The organism is Marinobacter sp. L-46, from assembly GCF_056859535.1.
Genome location: NZ_JBSXOP010000008.1, coordinates 1 through 12944, shown reverse-complemented (window position 1 = coordinate 12944; position 12944 = coordinate 1). Strand labels below are relative to the sequence as shown.

The 12944-nt window shown below is 55.6% G+C and carries 17 protein-coding genes and 1 pseudogene; 5 read left to right on the top strand and 13 right to left on the bottom strand.

Annotated features, from left to right (window positions below; genetic code table 11):
* Nucleotides 1–240 precede the first annotated feature (240 nt).
* Nucleotides 241–387: pseudogene (locus tag AC13DJ_RS00365) on the top strand (cold shock domain-containing protein); the annotation flags it as partial.
* Between the two features lie 107 nt (nt 388–494).
* On the opposite strand, the gene AC13DJ_RS00360 reads toward AC13DJ_RS00365, so the two are convergent.
* The 3 genes from AC13DJ_RS00360 to AC13DJ_RS00350 form a co-directional block, all read right to left on the bottom strand.
* Complete coding sequence (locus AC13DJ_RS00360) at nt 495–656, bottom strand: hypothetical protein (RefSeq protein WP_022987912.1); 162 nt, start codon at nt 654–656, stop codon at nt 495–497.
* 173 nt (nt 657–829) lie between these two features.
* The gene (locus AC13DJ_RS00355; protein WP_474540963.1) at nt 830–1198 is read right to left on the bottom strand and encodes a barstar family protein; all 369 of its coding nucleotides are present in this window, start codon (nt 1196–1198) and stop codon (nt 830–832) included.
* Nucleotides 1191–1580 carry a guanyl-specific ribonuclease gene (locus AC13DJ_RS00350; protein ID WP_474540962.1) on the bottom strand — a complete coding sequence of 130 codons (390 nt, stop codon included), beginning with the start codon at nt 1578–1580 and terminating at the stop codon, nt 1191–1193. The genes AC13DJ_RS00355 and AC13DJ_RS00350 overlap by 8 nt, the downstream gene beginning before the upstream one ends.
* Nucleotides 1581–1691: 111 nt before the next feature.
* Here AC13DJ_RS00350 and AC13DJ_RS00345 point away from each other — a divergent pair, with 111 nt between their 5' ends.
* On the top strand, nt 1692–2294 hold the full coding sequence (locus AC13DJ_RS00345) for a DUF938 domain-containing protein (protein WP_474540961.1): 603 nt from the start codon (nt 1692–1694) through the stop codon (nt 2292–2294).
* 3 nt (nt 2295–2297) lie between these two features.
* On the opposite strand, the gene AC13DJ_RS00340 is transcribed toward AC13DJ_RS00345, so the two are convergent.
* Both AC13DJ_RS00340 and radD read right to left on the bottom strand, forming a co-directional pair.
* Complete coding sequence (locus AC13DJ_RS00340; protein WP_288372605.1) at nt 2298–2690, bottom strand: hypothetical protein; 393 nt, start codon at nt 2688–2690, stop codon at nt 2298–2300.
* Between the two features lie 65 nt (nt 2691–2755).
* The gene (radD, locus tag AC13DJ_RS00335) at nt 2756–4519 is read right to left on the bottom strand and encodes a DNA repair helicase RadD (protein WP_474540960.1); all 1764 of its coding nucleotides are present in this window, start codon (nt 4517–4519) and stop codon (nt 2756–2758) included.
* Between the two features lie 179 nt (nt 4520–4698).
* On the opposite strand from radD, the gene AC13DJ_RS00330 reads away from it, so the two are divergent.
* Nucleotides 4699–4977, top strand: coding sequence for a YebG family protein (locus tag AC13DJ_RS00330; protein WP_273133206.1), 279 nt, complete (start codon nt 4699–4701; stop codon nt 4975–4977).
* Between the two features lie 36 nt (nt 4978–5013).
* Here AC13DJ_RS00330 and AC13DJ_RS00325 read toward each other — a convergent pair whose 3' ends face one another.
* Together AC13DJ_RS00325 and AC13DJ_RS00320 are read right to left on the bottom strand one after the other, a co-directional pair.
* Complete coding sequence (locus AC13DJ_RS00325; RefSeq protein WP_058341600.1) at nt 5014–5496, bottom strand: FKBP-type peptidyl-prolyl cis-trans isomerase; 483 nt, start codon at nt 5494–5496, stop codon at nt 5014–5016.
* A 45-nt stretch (nt 5497–5541) separates the two neighbouring features.
* Nucleotides 5542–5949 carry a glutaredoxin family protein gene (locus AC13DJ_RS00320; protein ID WP_474540958.1) on the bottom strand — a complete coding sequence of 136 codons (408 nt, stop codon included), beginning with the start codon at nt 5947–5949 and terminating at the stop codon, nt 5542–5544.
* 173 nt (nt 5950–6122) lie between these two features.
* On the opposite strand from AC13DJ_RS00320, the gene AC13DJ_RS00315 reads away from it, so the two are divergent.
* Nucleotides 6123–6461, top strand: a complete 339-nt coding sequence (locus AC13DJ_RS00315; protein WP_199456706.1) for a Rossmann-fold NAD(P)-binding domain-containing protein — start codon at nt 6123–6125, stop codon at nt 6459–6461.
* A gap of 49 nt (nt 6462–6510) precedes the next feature.
* Here the strand turns inward: AC13DJ_RS00315 and AC13DJ_RS00310 are convergent, their stop codons facing one another.
* The 5 genes from AC13DJ_RS00310 to mntA all read right to left on the bottom strand — a co-directional run bounded on the left by AC13DJ_RS00310 (nt 6511) and on the right by mntA (nt 10641).
* The gene (locus AC13DJ_RS00310) at nt 6511–7773 is read right to left on the bottom strand and encodes a dicarboxylate/amino acid:cation symporter (protein ID WP_474540957.1); all 1263 of its coding nucleotides are present in this window, start codon (nt 7771–7773) and stop codon (nt 6511–6513) included.
* Between the two features lie 818 nt (nt 7774–8591).
* The gene (locus tag AC13DJ_RS00305; protein ID WP_474540956.1) at nt 8592–9239 is read right to left on the bottom strand and encodes a hypothetical protein; all 648 of its coding nucleotides are present in this window, start codon (nt 9237–9239) and stop codon (nt 8592–8594) included.
* 278 nt (nt 9240–9517) lie between these two features.
* Complete coding sequence (locus tag AC13DJ_RS00300) at nt 9518–9784, bottom strand: PAAR domain-containing protein (RefSeq protein ID WP_474540955.1); 267 nt, start codon at nt 9782–9784, stop codon at nt 9518–9520.
* 277 nt (nt 9785–10061) lie between these two features.
* Nucleotides 10062–10226 carry a type VII toxin-antitoxin system HepT family RNase toxin gene (gene hepT / locus AC13DJ_RS00295; RefSeq protein ID WP_474540964.1) on the bottom strand — a complete coding sequence of 55 codons (165 nt, stop codon included), beginning with the start codon at nt 10224–10226 and terminating at the stop codon, nt 10062–10064.
* Nucleotide 10227: 1 nt separating this feature from the next.
* A complete protein-coding gene (gene mntA / locus AC13DJ_RS00290; protein ID WP_474540953.1) occupies nt 10228–10641 on the bottom strand; it encodes a type VII toxin-antitoxin system MntA family adenylyltransferase antitoxin in 414 nt (137 codons plus the stop codon).
* A gap of 287 nt (nt 10642–10928) precedes the next feature.
* On the opposite strand from mntA, the gene AC13DJ_RS00285 reads away from it, so the two are divergent.
* Nucleotides 10929–12110, top strand: a complete 1182-nt coding sequence (locus tag AC13DJ_RS00285; protein ID WP_474540952.1) for an AAA family ATPase — start codon at nt 10929–10931, stop codon at nt 12108–12110.
* A 110-nt stretch (nt 12111–12220) separates the two neighbouring features.
* Here AC13DJ_RS00285 and AC13DJ_RS00280 read toward each other — a convergent pair whose 3' ends face one another.
* A complete protein-coding gene (locus AC13DJ_RS00280) occupies nt 12221–12550 on the bottom strand; it encodes a hypothetical protein (protein WP_023011218.1) in 330 nt (109 codons plus the stop codon).
* Nucleotides 12551–12944: the final 394 nt, after the last annotated feature.

Here is a 12944-nt window from a genome sequence, read left to right as displayed (position 1 = left end):
GCTTGACGACGGTGCGGGCGGTTTTGGTGAGCGATGTATGCCGGTTCAGGCAATGACCGACCAGGGCCAGCCCGCCATTGGGTGTATAGACTTCGGTTCGGGATTGCTGGAGAGTGAAGGTACGCATGAGCCGAAAGCACTGACTGGGTGAATGGATGTCAGGTGCTATTATATCGCCCAAGGCCTTGTTATTGCAGGCTTTGGATACAGTTTCAGCCGGTTGAACTCACGGATTCAGGTACTCGTGAAGGCGGTGCAGACGTATTCGTTCACTACAGCTCTATTCAGGGTGGCGGATTCAAGACTCTGGCCGAAGGCCAGGAAGTTGAATTCACAGTGACCGACGGCCAGAAAGGCCCGCAGGCAGAGAACGTTATTGGTCTGTAATTAACAGATAATATACGTAATGAAAAAAGGCAGCCTCGGCTGCCTTTTTTATTGATCCTACCCGGAAAACAGTAACATTACGGCTTGCTCAGGTTATTGCCGGATCATCAATTGCTCTTCAGGTTAATCTGCTTCGGGCCAGCAGTGGTCAGCTGCCCACTCTTACCTTTTCCCACATGTTCAACACGCCCACCAGACTTCAAAAAGGCCGCTGTCTGCGCCTCAATCTCGGCGGAAGTCAAAGTCGATTTTACGGCTTTCTTGCTCATTATATTATCCATGTTAAGTCTTGGCATATTCGCCGGGTTCACTAACGCAGTATAACTGAATCAGGAAATAATTGCTGAGAGAACAGATAATGCATGCTTCCTATTCTCTTTAGCAGGTATCTCCAGTTGCCGCTTTATCACTTGGCACGCACCACAATACGCGCCTAAACACATCAAACAGGCTTCGAGCCCACCTGTACTATAACCCTCAGCCGCACCCCCAAAGGCTCGGCGTAAGCGCAGAGATCTTTCATCAGCTGACCCCAAACTTCCAGGTCAGTCTCATCCACTTCGGATTTGTCATCAATCGAAAATAGCCAAAGCACAGGGCCTTCCAGTTGATCGACCTGATCAAGCAGCAGGTCATAGGCCGCATCCCAGTTATTGCCGAAATAGTCCGGAAAATTAAAGAACTCTCTGAGCCTGCTCAGCACTGTCTTCTTATTCAGCTTGCCGTCCTTATCCAGCGGAATAGCCCGTGGATCCAGTTGATCACTGTGCTGCCAGGTGATGACAGAGGACTTATCATCCTGCTTACTCATCTCTATGCCCCTGGATACGGGTGAACGTACTGTAGTGGTCTTCCGTGTAGTAGAACACTTCCGGTGGATTCCCACCCGTTACCACTCGGCGCGGCCCCCGATGCGATAGCCCCGGCGTATCCACCGTGTATTCCCGGTAGTACCCTTTAGGCTTGGACGGCAAGAGTCGTTCACGGTTTTCAAAGGTGATGCCATCACGCGTGTAAGGATAAGGCCCATTCTGCCGAATCCGCTCAAGCGTGTTATAAAGCTCCTGCTCCTGCGCGGAAAGACCGGATTCGCTGGATTGCTCCGGGGCTCCCGGAAAGAAATCAACGTTGCCGCCCTGCAGCTGGAACAGGCCGAAGACTACAAACGCCAGGGCAATCAGAATCTTTTTCATGGACTTGCTCTTTTTGTAAACGGATTCGGGCTTACATGCCGCGATTTATAACAATGTAGATAGTACCAATGAAAAATAGCAGATCGGCACCCGGAAAGGAGGCATAACTCGATGGCCACTAACCTGCCCTACTCCCAGGCTTGTGAGAACAACAAAGCCCCCATCCTCGAGAAACTCAGCGAGACCTTTAATGCGCCGGGGAAAGTACTGGAGGTGGGCACAGGCACCGGACAGCACGCGGTGCATTTCGCGACGGCGATGCCTCACCTGCAGTGGCAACCGACCGATCATCCGGACGCTGTGGACAGTTGTCGCGCCCGCCTTGAGCAAGCCGGGTTGCCCAACATCCTGCCGGTGATTGAACTGGACGTAGGTGCGGCTCCCTGGCCCGTCGCAACCTTCACCTGGGCGTTTTCCGCAAACACCGCCCACATCATGGCGTGGACTGAAGTCGGACAGATGTTTCGCGGTATTGGCGAGCGTCTGCCCGAGGGCGGCGCCTTTTGCCTGTATGGGCCTTTTAACAATCAGGGCCGGTATACCAGTGAAAGCAACCGACAGTTTGATCAATACCTGAAAGCCCGCGCGCCCCACATGGGCATCCGGGACCGGGAAGATCTGAGGGCCCTTGCGGAATCGGTGGGTCTCACTCTGGCGGAGAACCATGCCATGCCTGCAAACAACCAATTGCTGGTGTTCAGGCGACTATCTTGAGTGTCAGTTGCGTTCCTTCAAGACCCCGTAAATGCTGCGAACAGCGGGATCCTCTGGCGCGCCAGATTCAATTACATCTTCCAGAAGTTCCAGAACCCGCTTCTCATCATTACTTCGGAAACTCGGCCAGAACACATAGGGAACAACATCCGGATTCCGGATATAGAAAAGTGCGGCTTCTTCCGGCTTGGCGGTATCGCCCCGAAGGCCTACGGTAAACCGCTGCCCCTCGCTGTCCACAAGAATAACGACCAGCGACTTTTCCGACTCCACTTGCCGAACTTCACCAACGGTGACCGGAGCCTCAAGGCCAGGTACGGAAGTGATGTAATACTGAACACCGACAAACCCCAGAAGGACAACTAACAGCACCGACAGGGCGATTGATTTCATCATGGACACAGCCTGAAAAGGTCGACTTGGATCTCTGAGAGATTTAAACGCAGGCCAGTATAACCGTCTCACGCCTCATTCGCTTTCCGATACTGCCCCTGATAATCAAACACCCGCTCCTGTACCTGCCAGTAGTGCTTGTGCTTGCGGGCAATCACGAAATCCGGAGCCCGCAACAAGGCCTGCATTTCCAGCACCTCATCTGCCCGGCTGAACGTTTTCGGAGCCTGGCCATTGGCAACCCTTCTGCCAAAAAGTTTGTTGAACCCGGTGCGCTGGGCCGGCTTTGTGAAGTCGAACGACTCCTTCAACTCTTCCCCATCTTCGCCATGGTAAGTCAGCCGCAGCCTGGAACCTTCAGCACTTAATGAAATCCCGGCGCAACGAATCACCATGGCATCCTTGAGCCTCAGGGCATCCCGTAGCTGATCATCCGGGTCGATAATGGCCTGCTGGCAGTGCCCACAGTTACGGGCGGCAATATCATTCTCACCGCCGCAATGGGGGCACTCCTTGAAGCGGAAACGGTAGTCGCACTGCTGGGCGCGCGCTCCATCCCCCTCCGCAGGCTCCAGCAGCCCCTGACAACGGCGACCGTAATGCTCGATCACACTGCCCTCGCTGTCGGTTTTGCCCCAGAAGATGTTGGCAAAGCCACAGCCGGGGCAGAACACCTGCACTGGCTCACTGTCGGGATTGGGTTTTGGCTCCCCCACTTCCGGATGATGCAGGTTTACATGATTACCGGCGTAATCAATTACCAGGCAATCCTGCTTGCCTTCGTCCAGGCGAAGACCGCGACCCACCATCTGCTGGTACAGGCTGACCGACTGGGTTGGCCGAAGAATGGCGATCAAATCCACATGGGGCGCATCAAAGCCAGTGGTGAGCACAGACACGTTCACCAGGTACTTCAACTGCCGCTGCTTGAAGCGCTGGATCAGAAAATCACGATCTTTCAGGTCGGTCGCCCCGGTCACCAGGGCGGTTTCGTGCTCCGGCAGGTAGCCGGTGATCTCCCGCGCATGCTCCACCGTCGCCGCGAAGATCATCACGCCCTTGCGCTCAGCCGCCATTTCCACCACCTGCTCAATGATGGCGCGGGTCACCCGCTTGTGCTTGCTCAGCAGCTGGTTGACGTCCTTCTCGGCATACTCGCCAAAGCGGTCCTGCGTGAGGGCGGAGAAATCGTATTGCGCCACCGCCGCGTTCACCAGCTCGGGCTTTGTCAGATAGCCCCTATTAATCATGTAGCTTAACGGCAGCTCGTAAATGCAATGCTGGAAGGGCTTGGCCTGATCTTCACCAGAGCCACGAACAAAGCCCCGGTAGTGATAACGATAAATCCAGCCCATGGCCAGGCGATAGGGCGTGGCGGTAAGCCCCAGCACTTTCAGGGAGTCGTTCTGCTGCCGCAGCAGCTCGATGATGCGTTGATACTGGCTGGTTTCCTCACCGCTGACCCGATGGCACTCATCGATAATGACCAGCGAATATTCATCCCGGAACTGCTCCAGGTTCGCCGCGACCGACTGCACACTGGCGAAGGTCACCTGATGCCGGTTTTCCTTGCGCTTCAGCCCGGCCGAGAAAATGCCGCCCGTTAAGCCATAACTCTCATACTTGGCATGGTTCTGCTCCACCAGCTCCTTTACGTGGGTCAGCACCAGTATCTTTCGTCGGGCAAGGCGCGCCAGTTCGGCGATAACCAGGCTTTTACCGGCACCGGTGGGCAGCACGATGACGGCAGACTCATCCGATTTGCGGAAGTGGTCAAGCGTGGCATCGACGGCTTCCTGTTGGTAGGGGCGGAGTTTGAAAGGCAACGTCATGGTCGAGCATCAGATCGGTTGGAGATGGGCAAGGCGAACATAGTAACAAAAACGATGGCCGTCACCCGCGCACGGGCATCGCCGCCCAGAATACTGTATAAATATACAGAATTTATGTTAAGCTGCCCACTTATCAACGGTCTTACCAACCATCATTACCCCGGAGGCGATGGCATACCATGGGCGTAAAAGCACTTTATTATTCCGAGAGGGACGGACTGGACATGGCACTGAAAAACCCGGACAAAATGCTGTTTTCGTCCAAAGCTGAAGCCGATGCCCGGGACAAAATTCTCGAACTTTCCGAAGAGGTCGCCGCCTTCCTGCAACGCAGGGTCAGCGGGTTGTCAGAGGAACTGGCCGAACAATGCGCACTGGCCATTGCGGAAGAAAAAGAACTGTTCAGCCGGGCACTGAAAAAGCCGGAACTATTGAACGAAGCCGCCGCAGCCGAGTAAAACCCGACCCGGCGTTTCCATGGCCAACGGCCTTAGTTAATGATGATGACCGCCCGGGCCATGAACATGGCCGTGGGCGATTTCTTCGGCCTCGGCCGCTCGCACCTCGATAATCTCGATATCAAAGGTCAGCGTCTTACCAGCCATCGGATGATTGGTGTCGACATCGGCGAACTTGAGCCCGACCTTGGCAACCACCACATGGCGACGGCCATGCTCTGTTTGCACCTGGGCAACCATGCCCGGTTTCCAGCGCTTTGCACCTATCAGATGCTTGACCGGTACGCGCTGAATGGCGTCTGGCCTGCGAGCGCCATAGGCCTTGTCCGGTGACACCGTTACACTGAAGGTATCGCCTGCCTCGCGGCCTTCCAGAGCCTCTTCCAGCCCCCGGATAATACCGCCGTGGCCATGCAGGTAGGCGTTCGGCTCTCCGCCACGGGAATTTTCAACTTCATTGCCCTGCTCATCTCTCACGATGTAGTGAAACAGGACCACTTGATTCTTTTCGATTGGCATAGCGTTCTCTGCAATGATTAAAGGCACTCATTAAATGACCTGAACTCAGGCCCGGCTTTCAACACCCGGCTCGAATCGCTCCTGCAGCCAGGCCTTGATGTCATCGGATTCGTAAAGCCACTGCTCACTGCCATCCTCCTGACGAATCTTCAGGCAAGGCACTTTGACCTGACCACCGCCAGCCTCCAGCGCGGCACGATGCTGCGGGTCGTGCTGGGCATCGCGGGTTTCAATGTTCAACCCCAGCCGGGCGATTTCCTTACGCACCTTGATGCAGAATGGGCAAGCTTTGAACTGGTACAGGGCAAGGTTTTTGCTGGCCTCGTCAACGCTGGCTTGCTGTTCAGCACTGCGAGTTACACCCTTGGGTGTGCTGAGCTTTTCGCTGAGCAGCATGAACGGCGTCAGGACAAGACGCAGGGCGCGGAAAAAATAACGAATAATGATTCTCATGGGTAACACTCAGATTCCGGATTAAAGGTAACCTACCGGGTGCCGGCACTTTGGCTTGATTTGCGAACTATAAATTCGGGGGAGAGGATACCATTTCCCCGGTTGACCCGGTAATGCCCACTAAAAGGAGTTCCCGATGAAGCTGATGATCCTTGGCGCCGTCGGCAGCCAGCATGTTTGTTCTGAATTCGTCGCTCGGAGCAAACGAGAAAAGCCGGAGTTTTTATCTACAAACCAAGGGCGAGGTGGAATCAGCCGTGGCCCGGATGGGCTTTGAGCGCGTGGTACTGGCAAGGCCGTCGCTGATCGACGCTGAACGAGAAGAAAGCCGGCCCGCCGAAAAACTGGGGTTGATGGCCAGCCGCCTGCTGGCACCCGTTATCCCGAAGCGCTATCGCCCGGTCAGAGCCGACACCATCGCTGCCGCGCTTTTGCGCGAAGTCACGGGGGAGCCTGGCGTGAGTTACCTGGATAACTCTGCCATGACTTTGATGTCAAAAGATCATCCATGATCACTGGCCCGCACATCACAAAAGCCCATTTGAGCAAAACGAAAGTTTCCTAGGACGACTGTCGCTCTGGCGCTATCGGGGTTTGTGGCGCCAACTCGTATTTTTCCTCGGAACGGGAGATTACAGAGGTGCAGACCAGATCCCCGGTAACATTCATGGCAGTTGCGCCCATCCCCACCAGAGCATCGATGGACACCAGCAGCGCCACGGTTTCAATGGGCAGCCCCACCTGGGCAAACACCGTGGCAATCATCACAATCCCCGCACCCGGCACGCCTGCTGTGCCGATGGACGCCAAGGTGCCGATCAGAACAATCTCCAGCATAGTGATGACATCCAGGGGCACCCCGATGACATTGGCGGCGAACGCCGCCGAAATCGCAATCCGAATACCGGCGCCATCCATGTTGATGGTGGCGCCCAGCGGCAAGCTGACCCCGTAGATACTCTGGGGCACACCCAAACGCCGCGCTGCGTTAAGGGTCAGAGGCAGTGTGCCGGCGCTGCTCTGAGTGGCAAAGGCCGTTGCAACCGCCGCCCGGGCCTCCCGAACAAAGTCCCTCAGATTCACCCCATTCAGGCGCATAAGCAATGCATACACCACCAGCATCACCGCCAGGGCGATGTACAGCACCATCACCATGTCCCCAAGCGCCAAAATGGTGGCCATGCCCTGGGCACCGGCGGTACTGGCAACAATCGCAAACACACCAATCGGCACATACTGGAGCACCCCGGCCATTACCTTCATAGTGACTTCATTCAGGCCGGACACCACACCGTAAACGCGCTCTGCCACTTCACTATGGGCCTCTGATTCCCGCAGCTTCAGCAGGGCAACACCAAACACCACCGCAGTGAAAATAATCCCCAGCAGATTCGGCTCGGCAAAGGCCCCCACAATGTTGGTGGGAACAATATTCAGCAATACCCGAACAAACCCCGGGTTCTCCGGCACATCGACACTGGCCGAGGATGAGAGCTCCAGCCCGCTACCCGGAGCAAAGACCGAAGCCACCACCAACCCCACGGTAATGGCCAGCGCCGACGTCAGCACATAGAAGCCAAGCAGCTTTCGACCCACACGCCCCATACTGCCAAGGTTGGCCTGATTGATCCCCACCATGAGCGTGAATAAAACAATCGGCACAATCAGGAACTTCAGCAACCGCAGAAGAAGATCCCCCAACGGATTCAACCATTCAGCCACCCCGGGACCGCCCACCAGCCCGACAACCAGGCCCAGAACAAGCGCAACACCAATGCGCAGCACCAGCGAAGTATTCAGATAAGCATTAAGTACAGCTTTCATAGCGGCTTCCTTACAACCTTGCCGGATCGTGGGCAGGCAATCTATCACGTTAAGGACCGGTATTCTGGTCAGTACCGGCTTATGCGTAAACCGGCATTGCCACTTACTTTACACACAAAAGCTGTGGATAACTTTGTTGGAAACCTAGGGTTAACCACCCCTAAGCCTTATGCAGCAGGCGTTCGCGGAAATTGGTTCAAAAATGGGCTATGCGGGGATGCTATATGGATATGAAGGATTTGTCTCAGCAGCGACTTGCTCACAAACTTAAACGGAGAAATCAGTGCCAACTGTCTTGAAAAACACCGCACCCGCGATAACCGCACATGCCACGCCACCTACTCCAGCGGTCGTAACTCCGAACGCTACGCACGTGTAGTTGCCCCCGCTAAACCGGACACCACTCATCGTTGAGGAAGTCAACAATGCCGACAGATGCTCCTCACAAGAGCAAGCCGACAATTAACAACACTGCAACGCAACCATACAAAAGCAACGGAGGCACTACCGCCCACAGGGTCATTCGCAAAGGCAATTGTGTGGATACATCACCAATTTTCGCCGCTGACCGATTAAGCCGGCTCGAGGGTACTGATCGAAGAACAAGAAACGTAAATACATAGCCGCTTCTCATTAATCGGCCTAGAGGGTCATTACCCCAGATTTTCCGGTGTTCCAGTGCAGACGTTCCGGGGCGCGAAATTCTTTCTTCGATTTTCGACACTCGAGAGAAGGCCAAGGTGAGCATGATGCATAGTGAAACCAATCCCAAACCGAGCGCTCCAACCCCGATGAATGCAGCTGTTATCTGGAGGGTGTCATTCATCTATCGTTACCTCGTAAATTACTTCACCAACATCTTCACCGATGCCTCCAACTACTGCCCCGCCGGCGAAACCACCAACACCCGCCATTATGATTCCGCATGCGATACCACCTGGGCCTGCTGTCGCAAGCCCTATGGCCCCACAAACTAATGGTCCAGCAAATGCACCCGCGCTGCCACCAATGGCAGAACCAGATAGTCGACCACCTTCGACGTACTTAACGCGCCTGCATTCAGACGCTTGCCCTGCTGTGCACGCCGCATGAATTTTCATTCCCGAAGCAGCAACATCGAGCCCAATCGAGAGATAGCCAACACCCTTCGCATACTTGGCGCCCGCCGCAACCCGCTCAAAATTGGTGGCGTACCCGGGTATGTCACCCACCCCAGCCTTATTCCAGTGATTAACAATACTTTTCGACGACAACCCCAGCGCTCGTTTCAGCTTGGCATCGTCATCCAGCGACATTCCCCGGCGGGCAATGCTTCCCAAAGCAAAATCCAGTTCCTTGAAAAGCGCCCGCCGTTTCTCGAAGAACTCCGGATGGTTTAGATGGCCGTGTTTGCGGTAACTCTCCTGATGAAGACGCTCAATGTTCCTCAACGTCTTCTCAATACTGCTGATCTGCTTCGACACCATCACAGCGCCTGAACAACATGGAAGCCAGGCTCTATCTCGGATTTCAGCTCATCATCAACTGGAATAGAGGCGGGGTTGGTCCAGCCACACTGGATGCTAGCGGGCCTCCCATCACAGAATTGCTCGCACCACCCCCGGAACCATTGGTCTTTGGAGATTCAGGAATAGCGCTGCCAGAGTCAGTAGCAGGAGGCGCCGCCCGTGAAGCGATCTTTGACGGCGTATGTGAGATCCCTGAAAACGGCGCAGGCAAATGGCTATCACCAATCACAACGCTACTACTGCCGATAGTGACACCACCACAAGAAACTGCGCTGCCGGTCACCGCGGCTGGAATGCCATTTCAGTACCGTTGCGGAACCCGCGGCAATAGCACGAGGATGAGGAGGGTGCTTTGGTTTGGAGTGTGGCGCGAGAGGGTCGCCAACGCGGGCGACGGGTTTGCCATCAATCAACACATCGGGTGAGCCGGCAATCACCGGAGTGGGTGGAAATCCTTGGTGGTCAGTCCCCAAGTCACCCAATAGCACAACTTTTTTGCTCATTACTTTGCTCCTTCTTTCCTTGAAGAGTCATCCATTTCAGTAGCCGTCACTGGCAACCGGAGCCCTATGGTAAACAAATGCTCACCAATACCCAACTCGAAGCTGATGCTTACAAATACTCCAAGAACATGATGATTGAGGGTGATATCCCTGAGCTCGCTGCTCCGCCATTTGTGGCCGGCCACTAAAAAACAAGCCGATCATTGCTCGCCAAATAGGGAAAGAAACGACGGCAGCAAACACCTTTTTCTCAGAGGATCTACGCAGACTTCCCCATCTACGCAATCAAATCTGAAAACACCTTGGCAAAGACCCGAAAATCGCCAAGGTGCTTACTGCAAATCGCGTACACGATCTCCCAGTTCACATCGTCATAATTGTGAACCATCACATTTCGGAATCCCACGGACTTCCGCATGCGAGACGCCAGCTCAGTATCGATGCTACGAGTTGTTCATCCATGCGTTGCGTCGACCTTCGAGGATACGTTTCTGGTAAGGGACAAAGTCCTCGTTCTCCATGATATTGCGATAAATCAGGTCACCCCATTGGTGGCGTGTGCCGACGACCTGTATGCCCGTGCTGACAATCTGATCCAGTAAAGGCTGCCCGGCTGTGCGCAGGTCCACCAGGTCCACAGGGCGGTTGAAGGCCAGAGCAATGGCTTCCGTTAAGGTAATACGCTCATCCGCACGGAGCTCTTTGTCAGCCTGAACGGCAACATCTATATCACTGTCTGGCCGGGCGGTTCCCCGAGCTATAGAACCAAAGAGAGCGGCAACCCGGATATGGGGGAAGCCGGCCAGCAACTCGCCGAGCTTCTCGATATCGGGATGTTTGGTTAGATCAGGGGCCATGGTTCTCACCTGGACTGTTTAGATTCTGGGTGTATCAGAAAGCGTTCAAGTGGGCGGCCTACAACAGCGTGTTCTCCAGTCATGCAGCCTCCCGGACATGCAGCCTCCCGGATCCCATTGAGCAACCTAGCTCAAACTGTGGGATCACAAAATGATATTCTCTTCGCGAAACAAGATCACTTATGGCAAAGAGAAGCATCCATGGGAAAATCCAGACTCATTGGCCCTCTCCTGCTCGTTGCAGGCGCACCTCTAACCTTCTTCAAGAAACAGGTTCGGCCCGGATCATGATCAAAGCCTTTGCCGTTTCCAACTATCGCAGCCTCAGAGACGTGGTCGCACCGCTGGCGGGCCTGAACGTTGTTACCGGTCCGAACGGCTGTGGCAAATCAAACCTCTATAAATCGTTGCGCCTGCTGGCGGAAACGGCAAAAGGCAACCTGATCTCCTCCCTGGCGGAAGAGGGCGGCCTGGACTACACCTTCTGGGCAGGGCCTGGCCAGTTCTCAAAGGAGATGCGGGACGGCTCAGCGCCCGTTCAGGGGACCGCCGGGAACACCCCATCCCGCCTACGGCTGGGGTTTGCCGGCGAAGAATTCGGCTACGCGATTTCTCTTGGGATTCCGGCCTCCACGGGGTTTGCAGGTTATCAGGAACCCAGCATGTTCCAGCTCGACCCTGAAATAAAACGCGAATGTATCTGGGTGGGTGATGTCTGCCGCCCAAGCAGTTGTCTGATTGATCGCGTCGGGCCGGTTGTCAAAGTACGTTCAGGGCGGAAATGGGAGGTCTACGACACCCGGCTAAACACCTATGAGAGCATTCTGAGCGAGATCAGTGATCCTGTGGCTATACCTGAAGTCCATGCCGTCCGGCAGGCCATCAGGCAGTGGCGCTTTTACGATCAGTTCCGCACCGATCAACACTCCAGCATCCGCACCCCGCAAATCGGGACCCGCACCCCGGTGCTGGACCACAATGGCCATAACCTGGTTGCAGCCCTGCGTACCATTCACGAAATCGGCGACCGGGAGGGCCTGCACAGCGCTATTGAAGATGCCTTTCCCGGAGCGAGGCTCGGGTTCAGCACAGACGCAGGCAACCGTTTCGTCCTGGAATTTGAGCAGGCCGGCCTGCTCCGCCCCCTGAATCAGGCCGAGCTTTCTGATGGCACCCTTCGCTACCTGCTGTTGGTTGCCGCGCTGCTCACACCCCGCCCACCATCACTACTGGTGCTGAACGAACCCGAAACAAGCCTGCATCCCGACCTGCTTCCGGCCCTCGGCCGACTGATCATTCGCGCCTCGCGGGAAACCCAGGTGTGGGTTGTTTCCCATGCCCCTCGACTGGTAGCCGCTCTGGAAGCAGACGACGATTGCCATTCCATCGCACTGAACAAAGAGCTGGGTGAAACCCGCGTTCTTGGCCAGGGGCTTCTGGACGCGCCCCCCTGGAACTGGATGGATTGACTATTCAGCAGTCACCAGGCTCCGGACATCACGTCCTGCAGGTTACACATCAATTCCTCCAGCGGTGATATCCACAACGCGCCCTCTACGCCCGGAAACACACAAGCGTCTCAGCAGTTACCCTTTTTCGCCTGACCCGGTGGGCAGAAATGGCCACGAGACTTCCGGTAAGACCTGCGATCATCGTCATACCGACGGCGATCATAATCATAATCGCGATCGTGTTCCCTTTGGTCCCGGGTGGTCACGGCCGTTCCCGCTGCCGCACCGACAGCCCCGCCAAGAATCGCTCCGTCTCTGCCACCCACCTCGTTGCCGATGGCGGCCCCCAGTGCGCCGCCAATACCTCCACCCAGCGCGGCGTCGGCGGTATCACCCGCAACGGCACCCAACGAGGTGGCACTCAGAGACAGAAAAACGAGCAGTGATTTCATATTCATGATGTAAATCCCATGGTTCAGGTGGTCTGACTTGTCCTGTATCGCCGGTGGGAGAGCCTGCTCTCAGCGCCCCACCAGGCACCTGTCAGTTTTGAACCATTCGAGAATAACAGAATCACACGAGACACCACCTCTTACATTTTATTTATACTTCAACAGGTTACGAAGCCTTAACAACTGGCTTCCGGGTTCGGATGCACGATCAACGGCTAGACTGGGCAGACCGGAGGCGGCATTCTATTAGGCTCCGGCACCTAGTTGCGGTAGGAATGCCTCTCACGAGGCACCCCCCGCACAGATCCGTACGTGCGGTATTACCGCATACGGCTCCTGCCTCGGGTGACGACGGCGAAACCGCTCGCTGGGCCAGGGGTGGAGGATACGCGGTAGCGGG

Bases quoted from the DNA above. Each gene is read 5' to 3' on its own strand.
- AC13DJ_RS00285 (WP_474540952.1), top strand. From the start codon at position 10,929: ATGATCAAAGCCTTTGCCGTTTCCAACTATCGCAGCCTCAGAGACGTG.
- AC13DJ_RS00320 (WP_474540958.1), bottom strand. From the start codon at position 5,949: ATGAGAATCATTATTCGTTATTTTTTCCGCGCCCTGCGTCTTGTCCTG.
- AC13DJ_RS00300 (WP_474540955.1), bottom strand. From the start codon at position 9,784: ATGAGCAAAAAAGTTGTGCTATTGGGTGACTTGGGGACTGACCACCAA.
- AC13DJ_RS00340 (WP_288372605.1), bottom strand. From the start codon at position 2,690: ATGATGAAATCAATCGCCCTGTCGGTGCTGTTAGTTGTCCTTCTGGGG.
- AC13DJ_RS00355 (WP_474540963.1), bottom strand. From the start codon at position 1,198: ATGAGTAAGCAGGATGATAAGTCCTCTGTCATCACCTGGCAGCACAGT.
- AC13DJ_RS00280 (WP_023011218.1), bottom strand. From the start codon at position 12,550: ATGAATATGAAATCACTGCTCGTTTTTCTGTCTCTGAGTGCCACCTCG.
- AC13DJ_RS00360 (WP_022987912.1), bottom strand. From the start codon at position 656: ATGAGCAAGAAAGCCGTAAAATCGACTTTGACTTCCGCCGAGATTGAG.
- AC13DJ_RS00330 (WP_273133206.1), top strand. From the start codon at position 4,699: ATGGGCGTAAAAGCACTTTATTATTCCGAGAGGGACGGACTGGACATG.
- AC13DJ_RS00305 (WP_474540956.1), bottom strand. From the start codon at position 9,239: ATGGTGTCGAAGCAGATCAGCAGTATTGAGAAGACGTTGAGGAACATT.
- AC13DJ_RS00350 (WP_474540962.1), bottom strand. From the start codon at position 1,580: ATGAAAAAGATTCTGATTGCCCTGGCGTTTGTAGTCTTCGGCCTGTTC.
- mntA (WP_474540953.1), bottom strand. From the start codon at position 10,641: ATGGCCCCTGATCTAACCAAACATCCCGATATCGAGAAGCTCGGCGAG.
- radD (WP_474540960.1), bottom strand. From the start codon at position 4,519: ATGACGTTGCCTTTCAAACTCCGCCCCTACCAACAGGAAGCCGTCGAT.
- AC13DJ_RS00310 (WP_474540957.1), bottom strand. From the start codon at position 7,773: ATGAAAGCTGTACTTAATGCTTATCTGAATACTTCGCTGGTGCTGCGC.
- AC13DJ_RS00345 (WP_474540961.1), top strand. From the start codon at position 1,692: ATGGCCACTAACCTGCCCTACTCCCAGGCTTGTGAGAACAACAAAGCC.
- AC13DJ_RS00325 (WP_058341600.1), bottom strand. From the start codon at position 5,496: ATGCCAATCGAAAAGAATCAAGTGGTCCTGTTTCACTACATCGTGAGA.
- AC13DJ_RS00315 (WP_199456706.1), top strand. From the start codon at position 6,123: ATGTTTGTTCTGAATTCGTCGCTCGGAGCAAACGAGAAAAGCCGGAGT.